The sequence below is a fragment of the Nitrosopumilus sp. S6 genome (genome assembly GCF_054515815.1).
Genome location: NZ_JBTNRI010000008.1, coordinates 31007 through 46544, shown reverse-complemented (window position 1 = coordinate 46544; position 15538 = coordinate 31007). Strand labels below are relative to the sequence as shown.

Annotated in this window: 21 protein-coding genes; 12 read left to right on the top strand and 9 right to left on the bottom strand. The window is 33.5% G+C overall.

The features are described 5' to 3' along the window. Window positions 1-31 precede the first annotated feature (31 nt). Window positions 32-790 carry a DUF3426 domain-containing protein gene (locus tag ACX12B_RS06700; protein WP_459353261.1) on the top strand — a complete coding sequence of 253 codons (759 nt, stop codon included), beginning with the start codon at window positions 32-34 and terminating at the stop codon, window positions 788-790. Here ACX12B_RS06700 and ACX12B_RS06695 read toward each other — a convergent pair. After that, a complete protein-coding gene (locus ACX12B_RS06695; protein ID WP_459353260.1) occupies window positions 753-1211 on the bottom strand; it encodes a hypothetical protein in 459 nt (152 codons plus the stop codon). The two genes, ACX12B_RS06700 and ACX12B_RS06695, sit on opposite strands and share 38 nt — an antisense overlap. A 71-nt stretch (window positions 1212-1282) precedes the next feature. On the opposite strand from ACX12B_RS06695, the gene ACX12B_RS06690 reads away from it, so the two are divergent. After that, window positions 1283-1624: a hypothetical protein gene (locus ACX12B_RS06690; protein ID WP_459353259.1), complete on the top strand. Its 342-nt coding sequence runs from the start codon at window positions 1283-1285 to the stop codon at window positions 1622-1624. Window positions 1625-1814: 190 nt separating this feature from the next. Then, entirely contained in the window at window positions 1815-2135 is a 321-nt protein-coding gene (locus ACX12B_RS06685; RefSeq protein WP_459353258.1) for a hypothetical protein, read from the top strand. On the opposite strand, the gene ACX12B_RS06680 is transcribed toward ACX12B_RS06685, so the two are convergent. Then, window positions 2132-4159: a thioredoxin domain-containing protein gene (locus ACX12B_RS06680; RefSeq protein ID WP_459353257.1), complete on the bottom strand. Its 2028-nt coding sequence runs from the start codon at window positions 4157-4159 to the stop codon at window positions 2132-2134. The two genes, ACX12B_RS06685 and ACX12B_RS06680, sit on opposite strands and share 4 nt — an antisense overlap. Before the next feature lie 38 nt (window positions 4160-4197). Then, window positions 4198-4431: a hypothetical protein gene (locus tag ACX12B_RS06675; RefSeq protein ID WP_459353256.1), complete on the bottom strand. Its 234-nt coding sequence runs from the start codon at window positions 4429-4431 to the stop codon at window positions 4198-4200. 79 nt (window positions 4432-4510) lie between these two features. On the opposite strand from ACX12B_RS06675, the gene ACX12B_RS06670 reads away from it, so the two are divergent. The 3 genes from ACX12B_RS06670 to ACX12B_RS06660 are packed head-to-tail and all read left to right on the top strand — an operon-like array spanning window position 4511 to window position 5996. Continuing rightward, window positions 4511-5545, top strand: a complete 1035-nt coding sequence (locus ACX12B_RS06670; protein WP_459353255.1) for an alcohol dehydrogenase catalytic domain-containing protein — start codon at window positions 4511-4513, stop codon at window positions 5543-5545. 32 nt (window positions 5546-5577) lie between these two features. Then, entirely contained in the window at window positions 5578-5730 is a 153-nt protein-coding gene (locus ACX12B_RS06665) for a hypothetical protein (RefSeq protein WP_459353254.1), read from the top strand. Window positions 5731-5762: 32 nt separating this feature from the next. Continuing rightward, window positions 5763-5996 (top strand): hypothetical protein, encoded by a 234-nt coding sequence (locus tag ACX12B_RS06660; RefSeq protein WP_459353253.1) that lies wholly within the window; start codon window positions 5763-5765, stop codon window positions 5994-5996. On the opposite strand, the gene ACX12B_RS06655 is transcribed toward ACX12B_RS06660, so the two are convergent. After that, on the bottom strand, window positions 5986-6474 hold the full coding sequence (locus ACX12B_RS06655; protein ID WP_459353252.1) for a hypothetical protein: 489 nt from the start codon (window positions 6472-6474) through the stop codon (window positions 5986-5988). The two genes, ACX12B_RS06660 and ACX12B_RS06655, sit on opposite strands and share 11 nt — an antisense overlap. Window positions 6475-6594: 120 nt before the next feature. Between ACX12B_RS06655 and ACX12B_RS06650 the strand changes: the two genes are divergently transcribed. Further along, the gene (locus tag ACX12B_RS06650) at window positions 6595-6843 is read left to right on the top strand and encodes a hypothetical protein (protein ID WP_459353251.1); all 249 of its coding nucleotides are present in this window, start codon (window positions 6595-6597) and stop codon (window positions 6841-6843) included. Window positions 6844-6846: 3 nt separating this feature from the next. Here the strand turns inward: ACX12B_RS06650 and ACX12B_RS06645 are convergent, their stop codons facing one another. From ACX12B_RS06645 to pth2, 5 genes are all read right to left on the bottom strand, one after another. After that, window positions 6847-7533 carry a hypothetical protein gene (locus tag ACX12B_RS06645; RefSeq protein ID WP_459353250.1) on the bottom strand — a complete coding sequence of 229 codons (687 nt, stop codon included), beginning with the start codon at window positions 7531-7533 and terminating at the stop codon, window positions 6847-6849. Between the two features lie 309 nt (window positions 7534-7842). Next, window positions 7843-8073: an Lrp/AsnC ligand binding domain-containing protein gene (locus tag ACX12B_RS06640; protein WP_048069680.1), complete on the bottom strand. Its 231-nt coding sequence runs from the start codon at window positions 8071-8073 to the stop codon at window positions 7843-7845. Between the two features lie 65 nt (window positions 8074-8138). Then, window positions 8139-9335, bottom strand: a complete 1197-nt coding sequence (gene truD, locus ACX12B_RS06635) for a tRNA pseudouridine(13) synthase TruD (protein WP_459353249.1) — start codon at window positions 9333-9335, stop codon at window positions 8139-8141. Further along, window positions 9332-10936, bottom strand: a complete 1605-nt coding sequence (locus ACX12B_RS06630; protein WP_459353248.1) for a Vgb family protein — start codon at window positions 10934-10936, stop codon at window positions 9332-9334. The genes truD and ACX12B_RS06630 overlap by 4 nt, the downstream gene beginning before the upstream one ends. 44 nt (window positions 10937-10980) lie before the next feature. Then, complete coding sequence (pth2, locus tag ACX12B_RS06625) at window positions 10981-11334, bottom strand: peptidyl-tRNA hydrolase Pth2 (protein WP_459353291.1); 354 nt, start codon at window positions 11332-11334, stop codon at window positions 10981-10983. Between the two features lie 66 nt (window positions 11335-11400). On the opposite strand from pth2, the gene ACX12B_RS06620 reads away from it, so the two are divergent. From ACX12B_RS06620 to ACX12B_RS06600, 5 genes are read left to right on the top strand one after another with little or no spacing between them, the layout of a single operon-like run. Further along, window positions 11401-12537: an NAD(P)/FAD-dependent oxidoreductase gene (locus tag ACX12B_RS06620; RefSeq protein ID WP_459353247.1), complete on the top strand. Its 1137-nt coding sequence runs from the start codon at window positions 11401-11403 to the stop codon at window positions 12535-12537. Between the two features lie 54 nt (window positions 12538-12591). Further along, entirely contained in the window at window positions 12592-12774 is a 183-nt protein-coding gene (locus tag ACX12B_RS06615; protein WP_459353246.1) for a zinc finger domain-containing protein, read from the top strand. Window positions 12775-12777: 3 nt separating this feature from the next. Next, entirely contained in the window at window positions 12778-13059 is a 282-nt protein-coding gene (locus tag ACX12B_RS06610; RefSeq protein WP_459353245.1) for an elongation factor 1-beta, read from the top strand. Window positions 13060-13067: 8 nt separating this feature from the next. Next, a complete protein-coding gene (locus ACX12B_RS06605) occupies window positions 13068-15236 on the top strand; it encodes a CDC48 family AAA ATPase (protein ID WP_459353244.1) in 2169 nt (722 codons plus the stop codon). A 2-nt stretch (window positions 15237-15238) separates the two neighbouring features. After that, window positions 15239-15535 (top strand): hypothetical protein, encoded by a 297-nt coding sequence (locus ACX12B_RS06600; RefSeq protein ID WP_459353243.1) that lies wholly within the window; start codon window positions 15239-15241, stop codon window positions 15533-15535. Window positions 15536-15538 lie beyond the last annotated feature (3 nt).

Sequence of the window (15538 nt, the reverse complement as noted above, 5' to 3'; positions counted from 1 at the left end):
ACTACTTTAAAGAACTAGTCAAAGAATAATTGTGGAGAAAATTTTCATTATTGGAATTATTTTTGCAAGTATGACACCGCTGGTATTTGCAGATGTCTATATCCAAAATGATCAACAATACATTGGAGATGATGGTTCAGTTCACATTGTAGGTGAGATTGTAAACAGTCTAGACATGCCTCTAAATCAAATTCATGTGCAAATTAATTTGTTTGATGGAAATCAACAATTGATTCAGACAAAAGAAACAGACTCCATGGTAAATACCATAATGCCAGGAATGAAAGGACCATTTAATCTTATTTTAACAAACAATGAAGCAAAAAATACAGAATCATATTCAATGGCATTAAACTATCAAGTTAGTCCTCCAAAAATGCAAGTTATAGACATTACAGAATCATCACTTTCAAGAGATAATCACAATAATTTGATGATTACAGGTACGATAGTAAATAATGGAGAGATAACAGCAAATACAATATCAGTTATTGCCACACTTTATGACAAACAAGGAAATGTTGCAGCAGTATCACAAGTTAATCCCGAACCAGATTATCTAAGAGCAGAAGGCAGTGCATTCTTTTTACTATCAGTTCCAGACAAAATTCAAACTGAGGAAATTGAAGAATACACATTGATTGCAGAATCTGAAGAATATGCAGCAGTACCGGAATTTCCAGTAGGCACAGTTATCTTACTCATACTTACATTATCAGCATATATTGGAATTACACGATATTCTGGAAGAATTATAACAAATCTTTTTTCTGCAACAAATCTAAAGTAGGAAAAAGTTCTTTGATCAATTCTTCTTTTTTTAAAGGAGTTGGTTGTGAAAATAAAATAGGAAAAGTTATTGTCAACATATCTTGGTCAGTATGAGATATTCGTACTGAATGAAATTTTGAATTTATTTCAGATAAAACAATATTCCATTTTTCCAAGTGTGTATTTACTCTAGCAACATTTTGATGAACATCTGAAATACTAGTATCTAAATCCCTATCAAATAATGCAAATTTTACTAAAGGAACCATCATCAGTCCCCCAAAAATCTTATCATGATTTTTTAGCATAGAAGAAATTATTTGTTCAGAATTTTCTTTAGGATAGACATCACCATAATCAGGATCAAAATATCCTGCAATCATTTTTTTTGAATCATATATGCGAAAATATTCTTCATCTAGTTCTAACTTCCACAACATCTAAAAATTAATCCATGAATAAATAAACGATTAACCAATGACAGTTAAATAAACAGAAGTTAAAGAAAAACATGGCAATCTCAAAAGAGAATAAAGATTTCATAGATAGTTTAATTGATTATTACATTAGTGAATCAGAAGCATATACCCAGATTGCAGAAAATTTTGTCCCAGAAGTCGAGTCAGTTCCAGATACAGCATTTGGAATCATCACCGGGTGTGTATATTCAGGATTTTTACAAGCATATCAAAACCAACAACAAACCCCAAGTTTAGAAGATATGAGAGAATTTAATGAGATAATAAAAAGCCGTGCGGCATTGATAAAAAAGGCCATAATTGAGCCTAATAAAATAGAAGAAGTCAAGGTAGATGCAGACGACTCAAAATCAGAAACCAAAGAAGATAATTAGAAAATAATAGTTATTCAAATTTTAAAAAAATCAATACAGTTTAATTCTGAAAAAAAATTGAAAAAACATGAACGTAGACGGCAGTAAAATAATTTTTTGGGGAGGAACAGCTGCAGCAGTAGTCACAGCGATAGTTGCATTATATTTTTCAATTCGTTAAAGATAAATCATAAAGAAAACCTACCAAAGCATGTCAGCGACAAATGAATTCAAAATAACTCAAATTGTAGATAATGGACAAGTTGTACAATTAACATTAATTGAAAACGTATCAACTGAACCAATTTCACAAAAACAGATGATCATTGAGAATGTTTCAAAAAAACTTGATTCAGAAACAAAAGAGCAGGTGATGCCGTTACTTGAAGCAATAATGTCAGCCCAGCCCACAGTAAACATCAAATCATATCAGCAAACTCAGATTACAATTGCGATGCCAAAATCAAGATATGATGGAATGGAAAGACCTCAAGTAGGCAATACAATTGAAATTAACTTAAAGAAAATCTAAAGATTTGAATTTACTTCATCAATTGTATGTAAAGGTAATGAACAAGTAAAGTTCTTGCAAACAAACGCAGATGTTTTTTCTTCAAAAGACTTTCCTGCAAAAAAAGGATATGCAGATAATGCAGATAGTTGTTCAGAATTTTGTATTGTAACAATAATTGCATTTGGTAAATATTCTAAAACAACTGATTCGCACAGTTGAGAATTTTCAGTATTGATAATTGTGATTTCAACAGGTTTTTCTAAATAAATTGAAATCGTATTTAGTAAATATCCAAATCCAAAGGGATTTTCAGCAGCCATTTGTGCCTGAGATTCCATGATTTTCATAGCAATCTCCAGAAATTGTTGCTCTTGAGTAAAATGGAATAGTCTAAGCATAACAAATGCAGAAACAGAGTTTCCCGAAGGCAAGGACAAATCATAGTTGCTTTTGGGTCTAATGATTAATTTTTCATGGTTGTCAGAAGTCATAAAGAAGCTACTATTTTCTGAATCCCAGAAATGATCTACTAAATGATGACCTAGTTTGAGAGATAATTTTAGATATTTTGGATCAGGTTCAATTTCAAATACATCCAATAGACAATTGACAAAATAAGAATAATCTTCCAGATAACCATCAATTTTTGCAGTTTTATTTTTATAAGTTCTCAATAATTTGCCTTCTGAAAATAAATTATTTTCAATAAACGAAATGCAGTTTTTTGCAGCATCAAGATATCGCGAATCATTTGTTACACGGTATCCTTTAGCAAATGCTGTAATCATTAATGAATTCCAGGAAACTAGAATTTTATCATCCAATCCAGGAGCAATTCGTTTGGAACGAGCATCAAGTAGTTTTTGAGAACATGATTGAAGGATTTCTCTAACTTTATCTTCTGTAATTCCAAAATTAAATGCAACTGTAGAGATATTCAGATTGTTACACAGAATGTTATTTCCCTCCCAATTCCCACCATCAGTGACATCATAAAAGAGACAAAAAATATCGGCATCATCACCTAGGATTTCTTTAATTTCACTTTTTTTCCAAACATAGAATTTTCCCTCTACACCTTCAGAGTCTGCATCATATGCAGAGTAAAATCCGCCATCAGGAGAAGTCATTTCACGTAAAACAAAATCTAGTGTTTTCTTCAGGACATCAAGATAGAAAGGATCCTTTGTTATTTGAAATGCCTCAGCATAATTTACAGGAATTAGTGCATTATCATAAAGCATTTTTTCAAAGTGAGGAACAAGCCATTTTGCATCTGTAGAATAACGATGGAATCCACCTCCAATTTGATCAAATATTCCCCCATTTGCCATTTTTTTGAGAGTTTTAAGCCCAAATTCTGTGAATTTTGAGAGTCCAGACAATTTTGCATAACGAAATAAAAATGAGACATTTGCAGCATTAGGAAATTTTGGAGCAGAACCAAATCCACCATATGTAGAATCACCTAATTGGAAGAGATTCATTGCCGCCTCATCAAGAATTGATCTTTCTAATTTTGAAGGAACAGAAACTTTTTCAGTTTTATTTAGAGCATCAAGGAAATTTTCTGCAGATTTTTCAATGTCATTAGGTTTTTCTTTCCAAGCCTGAGAGAGTTGTCTGCAAATACTTCCAAATCCGGGACGTCCATAAGAATCCAATACTGGAAAATAGGTTCCCACATAGAACGGTTTTTGGTCAGGTGTTAAGAAAATGCTTAATGGCCATCCCCCTTGGCCAGTAGCTATCTGACAAACTTTTTGGTAAATATCATCAATGTCAGGTCGTTCTTCTCTGTCAACCTTGATGTTTACAAAATTTTCATTCATGAATTTTGCAACATCTTCATTTTCAAATGATTCATGTGCCATCACATGGCACCAATGACAAGAACTATAACCAATACTAAGGAAGATGGGTTTATTTTCATCTTTTGCTTTTTTTAATGATTCATCATTCCAACCATACCAATCAACAGGATTGTTCGCGTGTTGAAGAAGATAAGGACTGGTTTCATGAATGAGATTATTTTCTGCCACATTTTTTCAGATTTGTTTTGATATTTGTACTTAATTGGTTAACCCCAAATTCCTCTTCCTTCAGTTATTTCATAAATTCTAACATTGATTTTTCCAAGTAGTTTTACTTTGGATTTATGGGCCTTTTTGTCATGACTGTAATCTTTCTTCTCAACTAATTCTTGCAGTCTCCTTAGTTGTTCAAGAGTAAGATTTTTGAATTCATTTTTTGAACTAGATACAAGGCGTAGTAATTCTACTCTTTCTTTATCTTCATCAGTAATTTCAGGCACAAAATAGGATAATTTGTGTCCTTTATTTTTCTAATGGGTCAGAGCGAATCTTAAAATTATTTGAAAAAAGTTGTAGTTTATGGACAAGATGCGTGCAATGGTACTATCTGAATGTGCTGCAATTGAAACAAATCCATTAAAGCTAACAGAGATTGACAGACATAAAATTGAAAGACCAAATGAAATTTTACTGAAAATCGAAGCATGTGGAGTTTGCCATTCACAACTACACGGAATAGAAGGAGATTGGAAAGATCTTGGAATTCCACCACAACTACCAACAGTTCCAGGACACGAGGTTGTAGGAAAAGTAGTCGAAGTTGGAAGTGGAGTTACAAAATTCAAAGTTGGCGACAGGGCAGGAATAACACCATTACTAGAAGCATGCAAAGAGTGTCAATATTGTAAAGAAGGAAAAGAGTACTTGTGTGAATCTTCAATTATTCTTGGTGAAACTCTCAAAGGAGGATATACAGAATACGTTACAGTAACTGAAGACTTTGCAACTAAGGTGCCAGACTCTATGAGACCAGAGTATGCAGCTCCACTGTTTTGTGCAGGAATTACAGCATACAAAGCAGTTAAAGCTGCAGAACCACAAACTCACAAAAAGATTGGAATTTTTGGAATTGGAGGGGTTGGACACATGGCAGTACAATTTGCAAAGGTGCAAGAATGTGATGTTATTGCATTTTCAAGGTCTCAAAGTCACCTAGAGGTTGCAAAGAGATTAGGCGCAATTGATGCTATGCAGTTTTCTGAAAATCAAGAAGAATTTTTAGAAAAGTTAAAAGAAAAACATGGATTACTTGATGCTGCAATTGTTTTTGCACCTGCAGACATTGTAACTGATACTGCAATCAAAGCCATAAAGAAAGGTGGAATGGTGGTGATTGCAACAATTGGGGAGAATCCATCTTTTGTAGCATTTGAAGAAAAGACAATCAGAGGAACTTTGATTGGTTCAACTAAAGACATGGAAGAAGTAATCAAGACATGTGATGAAAAAAATATCGAAGTAGTGTCTGAAGTATTTCCATTAGAGGATGCAAACAAAGTTCTTAAAAAATTAAAAGATTCAGAGATTGAAGCTAGAGCAGTTTTAATCCCATGACTAGTTAAATATCGGAGTGAATGTTTTCCAGTATGAATTGTAAGAGATGTCATCATACTGATGAAGCACATGTTCCAAATGAGCAAAGCAATTCATTAATGAAAATGGGTAATTGTCAGATTCCAACATGTACATGCCAGCAATACTTGGATCCTATACAAGAAATTGATGAAGACCTGTTGTAACAATTCATATATCAAAATCATTTTGAATACTCATGGAAAAACACAAACCATCAGATGAGATGATAAAGGAATTAGACAATTTACTGTCAAAAATTAATGCCATGGAAATTGTTGCATCAGACGACTATCAAAAAAATTCAATTAAAATTATGAGAGCACTAGTAGAAGGACAGATTCATTCAATAAATGAATTTGGTCATTTGAAAAAAGCAATTGATTTGCTAACACTACAGCTCTTTGATGTTCAAAATAAAGTCAAGAATTAAGTTTAGTGTCACTAATTCCACAGCTGCTACATCTATAGAGTGTAGATTTTTCTAGAAATTGTTCTGCCTTCATTTCAGAACCGCAGCAAGGACACAAAAATTTTTCAGGATCAGGAGATTTTCGAACAACATAATCAGGTTTTGGTTCAACAATCTCACCTGAATTACATGGGGGCTTATAACCTACTTTGATTTTGTTTAGAACGTTTTCCCGATGTTCTTTGCTTGCATCAAAAAGAGGCAATATTGCAAGATATAGTGATTTTTCAGATCCTGATTTTTCAACCCAACATTTGAAACCCGAATGTTGAACAAAAAATGATTTATCATCTGTTTTGTCACAATCACCAGCATAAACAATGTTGAATCGATCCTTATCCCTAGACATGATTAGAAATACGAGTTTTTCCATTGGTGGACCCCATTCATCAAGAGGGATAGGTCCCAAGAACTCATATTGTAGAATTTGAATACTCAATAGGAATATTTTGAACAACTAACTTTTCTTCTTTTCCAAGAAAATTACCTAGTACCACAAAATTGATCGCAAAAAATGAACTTGAAAAGATTAAATTCAAGAGTGATTGATTTTTTTTAAATGAAAGAGCCTCACAATCATGCAAAAGTTGGATATGCAATGATTGCAGTAGCTGCATCACTAGCAGTTATTGGGATAATGGGGTTGTTTATGGCAGATGATGTGTTATATGCAGATAATTTACAAAGAGAGAACACAATGCACTTTAACGAATGTAAAGCAAATGATTTCAAGACAGATGGTTGTGAAAAATACTGGGATAGAATCAATAATCAAATCTCAGGAATTTACGTAGATTTAGATGAATAATTTCTAAAATCCGTTTGAAAAGTCTTCTAACATATTTTGATTCTTTGTTAGTCTATTCATTGCAAAAAAGGCCCCACCCACAATTCCTGCTTGATAAAAGGTATACAAAAAGACACCTGAGGAAGTAGGATCAGATTTTGTAAAACTAAGGACCAGCATTGTAACAAATACAAAAGTTCCAACCGAAGTCACCATTCTATTTAGAAATCCAGAATTCATCCCCACGATTCTTTTAGTAGCTGCGGCCATCAATGCAATACTTGTAATAATTAGAAATGTGGCACCACCATTTGCAACAATGAAACTGTTAAGCCATGTTAACAATCCATCTTCAAAGATTGAAACTTCAGGCATGATACTGCCGCCATTTATTGCAAAGTTAACAGAACTAAACATACCACCAATAACAAAGAAGAACAAGAAAATTTTCACAATTGAGCGCTTTAGAGGACTTCTAATTTCAGAGGGTTTAACGGCTTTTTCAGTGATCCTCACACCATATAGAAAACCAACTGCCATAGCTGGAAGAAACATGATATTGATAAGAATTGGAGATTGTTTGTTAATTTCTTCAATTTGAGGATGAAAGATTAGAAATAGAATTACTGCAAGTGATGCAGATACACCAAAAAGTATCAAACCCAAGTACTTGTGTTCATTTGACTCGTAAGAGTTAGTCCAGTTATACACTCTACATAATCAAACCAAAATCATTAAAGACCAAATCCAAAAATCATTTGGTCAAATTATCAATTCTCTTTACCCTTTTTAGGAGAGATTAACTAGTCAGGTTATGAAATTAGGCACATTATTAGTAATAATTGGAGGAATTATTACGATACTAGGAACAATATTTCATTTTCAAGGGCAGTCAATCATAGGTCCGGAATCATCATTCATGTATTCCAATCCTAAGTGGATAACATATGGATTACAAATTATGATCATAGGAATCATCAGCATAATATCAGGAGTGATTTTGAGAGTAGTGAAACGCAATTAGTTCATTGCACGAAGTGTTATAGTACTACGAATTTTCTTTAATTTTCTAATTTTCGTTGTGATTACTTCATTCATTTGGGATTGAGTGTCAGTTTCAAATTCAGCCACTACATCATAACTGCCAAATGTTACCAAGCAGTTTTTCACCTCAGGGATCTCTTTAAGTTGAGAGTAAAGAAATTGTTCTTCACCAATTTCACAACTAATTAACATGTAAGATTTCTCCATATCAAAAATATTTTAAAAAGACATCAACTTAAAGACATCTAAGAAAATATTTTTTAAAATAGATCTCAAAAACCAGCAAAAATAGGATCAGAGGGCTTCATTATTTCTCTGAAAATAATTGTTGCAAATGAACCTCTAGATAAAGTAAATTCCACAACATCATCATGAGAAGAATAATCAGAACAGTCTATTACAGCCTGTCTAAATCCACCCTCACCACTAACTTCCTGCATCTCTTTGATAAAGAAATCTTTTGGAGTTATTTCTTCTTGTTTGAGTATTTTGGAGATTTGATGATCAAATCTTGTTTTTTTGTAATAAGAATAGCCAACAAAAGGTAATGCCAATTTTTGATCTAATCCCTTGATGAATTTTCCAATGATTCCCTTATGATCAAAACAAATGTCATCTGATTCAGATTCAAACAGATTTTCGCCATCAGTAAATGCAGCACTTAGTGATTGATTGAAGATAAATGATTGATATGCCTGAACATAAAATCTCCTCAAAGATAGAGGTATTGCACGTACTGCACGAAATGAATCACTATTCTCAATCATTTCTTTTATGACAATTCTTTCAACATCCATTTGTTTTGGGATTTTTTCAAAATATTGTTTGTAATTCTGTTTGTCAGTAAGTTTTTGTCGAATTTCATTATTTTCTTTTGAATCATATTCAGAAGTAAAAGACAAAATTAGTTCAACTGCATCATCAAAGTTTCTTTGAAGGATTGCTTTACCTATTAGATGAGTTACGGGTCTTTTTGAGCCAAATCGCTGATAACCATAAAAATTTAAAATATTTTCAAATTCTGTAAAAGAAGACAATCCATCAGAACATTCAGAAATTTTAATTTTAAAGTGATTGCCAACCATGTCTTTCTTTGAAAGGGGTTTTTTTACAAAACCAATTTTTTTAAGAGAATATTTTTCTGTAGAGTAATCTTCAACTGCTTTACCTTTATTTCCAGCACAAACAAACTGCTCAGTAATTGCAGATGCATCCTTTAATCCCAGAGACTTTAATCTAATTCCTTTTTTTCTAAAAATATCAAATAAGGCATGATTAGTATCAATTTTTTTCTTTTTTAATTTGTAAACAGCATATCCTTCTTCTTGATTAATTGAATTGTATGTTTTTTCTAAAATTTTTTCAGAAACCTCAAAATCTTCTGGAGTTACACGAATTTTTCCACCAATGCCAGCAAATTTTGTACTATAAACAGAAATTCCAATTTGGGAATCTAAATTGGGAATCACTCTATTGTCACTGTAATGAATTTTCCAATGGCAACATCAGATGTTTGTACACCAACTAGAATCTTATATGTTCCTGAAACTGCATCGTCAGTAGCCATAATATCAACATGAATTGTTTGAGGTTCATTGGAGTCTAATTGGAAAGTTTCACTACTATTATGAGTTAATTTTGTCTTCAAGAAATCATGGGTGGAGGATAAAATTACAGATGCACCAATTGAATTACTCGTTTTAGGATAGACTAAAACAGGTACGTGGTCCATGTCTCCACTAGAAAGGAATAATGTATCAGAACCTAATTGTATTTCAAGAGGTAGTGGAACAGAAGTGTCAACTACGCCAATATTGTTTTCAACCCATTCAGTAAACCAGATTTTTTCTCCATCTACTGCAAAATCAAAAATTTGTGCTAATCCACAATCTGCAACCATCAAACCAGTTCCAGGATCACAGTCACCCCAATAGGGATTCTTAGAAGGTACGTGATATTCAACTAGAGAGTTAGATTTTGGATCAAATATAGATATGTTATTAGCATTTTGTTCATTGAAAATGATTCTACCTTGATCATCTGAATCAATCCAATAAGGTCTGGAAATAGGAGTTTTGATTACACCAGTTTGATTTCCATATGTGCTAAGTAATGGATCAGCTGTCACATATTGAGTAAACTCTTCAGTTATTGGATCAAAACTAAAGAAGGAAGATGATGTAGTATCAGCTAACCAAATTTTTCCATCATTAGAGATAACAGCTCCATTTGGAGTAAGTAATTCCACAGGTAATTGGTAAATTTCAGTAAACATTTCTCCTGCAAAGAATTCTTGTCCAGATTCTTGAACTGCATTTCTATATCCATTTTGATCAAATTTTATCAAAACACCACCTTGTTGGAAGAGCCAATTAGTATACCAAACATTACCATCGCTATCCAATGTAAAGTCAGCAGTTACAGAGTTATCAACAGGTGAAGGAAGACTGATGTATTCAACATCACCTGTGGATTGACCTATATCAAAGAATGTGAGTTTGTTTCCAGTAAAATCATTAATAATTATTTGAGACCCATCAATGTGAAGTCTTTGAGGTAAAGAATCAGTTTCAGATGGATATCCAAGCCTATCATATTTTTCATCTAGTGTTGAGAATTTCCAAACAGAATCAAAGGTTTCATCAGTAAACCATACAGAACCATCAGGAGCATAGTCTATTCCCCACATCATAGAGCGGCCATTTTTTGGCCATGTTGGATTATCATATTCAGTAAATGTTTCAGTAGTAGGATCAAATTTTGCTAGTTTTCCAGTGTTTGTTTGGGCAAACCAAACATTACCATCATAATCAGTAACAATTGCCAAAGGATTTGTACAATCAGTTGGAATCGAATACTCTGTTACAAAGTCAGTAGACTTTGCATTTCCAGAACCACAAAACCTAGGACGATCCTCATCAGGGAAATTATCTGCAGGAGTTCCAGTAATAGTGATTTCAGGAGTTTCTTCATCAGGTGCAAGTCCAGGAATTGCAATAACAACTCCAGAAGTTACCATAATTCCACCTAAAAATGCAAAAGCCAAAATTCCTTTGGTCTGTTTTTTCACAAATAAAAAAGCAAACTTTCCTTGTTATATCTTATTCCAAATATCTATAGTAACTTTAAATCTCCAGTCACTTTGTCAATAAGATTTTCAGGTGCAGGGCCAATTGAAATGCACGTAGTGGTTCCAGGAGCAATTTGAGTATGACCAGCGTCAGTAACTTCAGACCAAGGTAAATTCAAATCAATTGCGTGTTTCTTTACTTCCTGTAAATCCTTGATACCAGAAACTTTGACTACCACTTTTTCTTGTCCACTCCACCATTGTTCATACCATTCAGGATGTGATTTTCGTACATGTTCTGCACCAAGAACACAAGCATGTCCTACCTGTGCAGCGATTTTTCCTTTTCCCATTTCAAGGTCAGTTCTAACAACAATAACCTGTTTGATATCGCCCATACCATTATCAAATACAGGCATAATGAAAAACTTTTGAATTAAATAATTGACAAAGAAACAAAAACTGTGTACTTTGATGTAGTGGTTGCAGGTGGCAGTGTCGCAGGATTACTTTGTGCAAGAGAGATTGCTGTAAAAGGTTTCTCCGTATTAGTAATTGAAGAAGATTATGAAATAGGCACACCAGAACATTGTGGAGGACTAGTCAGTATTTCAGGATTAGAAGAACTAGGAATAATTCCATTTAGAAAAACATTTGATCATATGATAGAATCAGCTGAGATTACTGCTCCCGACGGAAAAAGTTTTTTGCTAAACTCAAAAAAGCAAAAAGTCGTAGAAATTAGCAGAAGAGAATTAGATAAACAAATTGCTTTTCAAGCCCAAAAGAATGGAGCCATAATCAAAGTTAGAACTAGTTTTCAGGAAATGACTGAAACTGGAATTAGAACAAATGAAGAAAGTGCTGATTGCAAGATTTTTGTTGATGCAAGAGGAGTGTCATCTTTAATCCACAAAGATAGAACAGGTATTTTATCATCTGCACAATATGAAATCTATGCAGACTGGATAAAAAAAGGAAAGGTCGAAGTAATTTTTGATCAAGAAAAATATCCAGGATTCTTTGCATGGATAATTCCATCTAATGAAGGAAAAGGAAAAGTTGGAGTTGCAGGAAGAGGAATCAATGTTGCAGAAACAATAGAAAATATTCTTGAAGAAAAGGGAAAATATTCCACAATAAGAAAGATTTTTGCACCAATTTGGATAAAAGGTCCAGTTGAAAAATTTGTAGAAGGAAATACCGTAATAGTAGGCGATGCAGCAGGACAAGCAAAGCCAACTACAGCAGGAGGAATTTTCACTAGTGGTATGGGAGGAGTCTATGCAGGACAAGCAATAGCAGAATTTCTAAAAACAAATGATAAGTCAAAACTAGAAGAGTATCAAATCAAGTGGACAGATAGATTTGGAAAAGAATTTGAAAAACAAATTTTTGCAAGAAAAATTTTAGAGAGACTTGACAACAATACAATCAATAAATTATTTGAATCAATTACACCAGAAATTCTTAAAGACATATCAGAAAAAGATGATTTTGATTTTCATACAAGTTCTATTGTAAAATTATTAGGATTGAAAGGATCAATTAAAACAGCTCAGACTCTAATTGGCGGAGAATTTAAAAAATTACTTCGGTAAAAACACGCCCAAATTCTAAGGAAGGTATAAATGATGTTTGCAGAAAATCGTGGTATGTCATCATCAACAATATCATTACCAACATGTAGTTGTTGTCACAGACATATTATGCCTAATGATAAATGTGTAAAATTCAATTGTCCAGATTGCGGTGCAGATTTAATTTGGAGATGTCAAAGTTGCAGAGAATCAGCAAGAAATTACACTTGTTCATCATGTAATACGCAGGGACCTTAGAAAATGGCACAATTATTATTCATCACAAAAATTCTTCCAGAAGGAACCGATGTAGATCTTGATAAATTAGCAGAGAATCTAAAAAACACATTACCAGAAGGAATTGCAATGAAGAGACATGCAAAAGAACCATTAGCGTTTGGTTTAGAATTTTTGAAAGCAGAATTTGTTTTAGAAGACAAAGAAGGTCAGAGTGACGCATTAGAAAATGCTGTTAAAGGTACAGAGGGTGTAAGTGAATTTGAAGTCCTCAACATGAGCCGCATGTCAGTTGACATGAAATAGGTGATTTTTTGGTACGCAAAGAAGAACCTTTGCAGATGCGAATCGGAGAAGCAAAACAACGAGACGTAGGCAAGAAACGAGCTAGAATTGGTCCTGAAGCTATGGATTTTCTCAAAGTAACTCCAGGAGACATTGTTGAGGTTATGGGTTCAAGAACAAGTTGTGCAGTAATTTGGCCAGTAGATGAGGATGAAAAATTCCCAGACATTATCAGAGTTGATGGACAAACAAGAAAAAATGTGGGAGCATCACTAAATGATATTGTAAAGATTAGAAAAGTAACATCAAAGATTGCAAAATCTGTTTCTTTAACCCCAGTTAATGATTCAGTTACAGTAGACAAAGAATTTACAGATTTTGTAAAAAATCGATTAAAAGGATTGCCAATTACACATGGGGATGAAATTTCAGTAATGATTTTAGGAAATTCAATGGACTTTAAAATTACAAAAACTACACCAAAGGGAGTAGTAAAGATTGACCGTTCTACCACACTAAACATTTCAACAGAGACTGCAGTTGATAGAAAAGTCAGAGTGACATATGAAGAAGTTGGAGGATTAGGTGAAAAAGTAAAAGCAATGAGAGAGATAGTAGAACTTCCACTAAGACACCCAGAATTATTTTCCAGATTAGGAATCGAGCCTCATAGTGGAATTTTACTTTACGGTCCACCAGGATGTGGAAAGACTTTGCTTGCAAAAGTTATGGCAAGTGAATCAGAAGCTAACATGTTCCCAATTAATGGTCCAGAAATTATGAACAAGTATTACGGAGAAACAGAAGCAAAACTAAGAGATATTTTCAAAGAAGCAAAAGACAATTCTCCAAGCATAATTTTCATCGATGAAATTGATGCTATTGCGCCAAAAAGAGAAGAGGCATACGGAGATGTTGAAAAAAGAGTAGTCGCACAACTTTTGGCTTTAATGGATGGTCTAAATGATAGAGGCAACGTAATTGTTCTTGGAGCAACAAATAGACCAGACAGTGTAGATCCAGCACTTAGAAGACCAGGTAGATTTGACAGAGAATTTGAGATTTCAGTTCCAAACGAAGATGGAAGAATAGAGATTCTCCAAATTCATACAAGAGGAATGCCAATTGATGATGATATTGATCTAAAAGATTTAGCATCAGAATTACACGGATACACTGGGGCAGACATAAAATCACTATGCAGAGAAGCTGCAATGAAATCAATCAGAAGATATCTACCAGAAATAGATCTTGAAACAGAAAAGATTCCTTCTGAAGTATTACAATCAATGAAGATCAAGTTAATCGATTTTTACGATGCAATGCATGAGGTTGTACCTACTGCAATGAGAGAGTTTTATGTTGAACGCCCTAAAGTTTGGTGGCAAGATGTAGGAGGATTAGATGAAATCAAAAAAGCACTAACAGATAATCTAATTTTGGCAATGAATGAACCAAGTAAATTTACAAAGATGGGAATAAGACCACCAAAAGGTGCATTAATTTATGGACCACCAGGATGTGGAAAGACTTTGCTTGGAAGAGCACTTGCAACAGAAACAGGTGCAAATATGATTTTAGTTAGAGGTCCTGAAATTCTTTCAAAATGGCTCGGAGAATCAGAAAAAGCTGTTAGAGAAATTTTCAGAAAAGCAAAAGCATCATCCCCATGTGTGGTAATTTTTGATGAATTGGATTCACTAGCACGTAGTAAATCAGGCGAAGGTGGAGCAGGAGAAAATATTCTCAGTCAATTACTAACAGAGATTGAAGAAGGAATTTCTTCACGCGTTGTAGTTATAGGAATAACAAATAGGCCAGATGTGCTAGATAATGCATTGTTAAGAACAGGCAGATTAGATTTAGTTTTGTATGCAGGACCTCCTGATGAGAAAGGACGTTTAGAAATTATCAAAATTTTAACAAAGAAGATGCCATTAACTAGTGATGTGAAATTACAAGAAATTGCAGTTGCAACTCAAAACTATACAGGTGCAGATTTAGCTGCATTATGTAGAGAAGCTGCAGTTCAAGCCATGCAAAATAATGTAACAAAAATATCCAGTCAAGACTTTGCAAACAGTTTGAAACAGATCAGACCTTCAATTACAAAAGAAGTTGATCAATGGTACAGTTCAGTGAAGGAAAGTATATCTAACGTGGTACCAAAGACAGGAGATAAAACATTCTACGGATAAAAATGGCAATTCCAATCAGAAATACAGTATTTGACAAAATTAAAGATGCAGGTTCACTAACAGATGTTGAGCTTTACAAAATTTTAACAAAAGATGGATTTGCCATAGAAGAAGCCAAATTTAACAAAATTTTATTAGATTTAGAAATTCTTGGACTCATCAAAGTATCTTGGATTACAAAAGATGAGCGCAGAATTGAGGTTTTCATAGTTAAAGAAGAAGTCGATGAAATCGATGAGCAAAACAAGGAAATGATGGAAAAAGACTATGAAGCAAGTTTCCCAGGTTTTGAAAAGTAATTC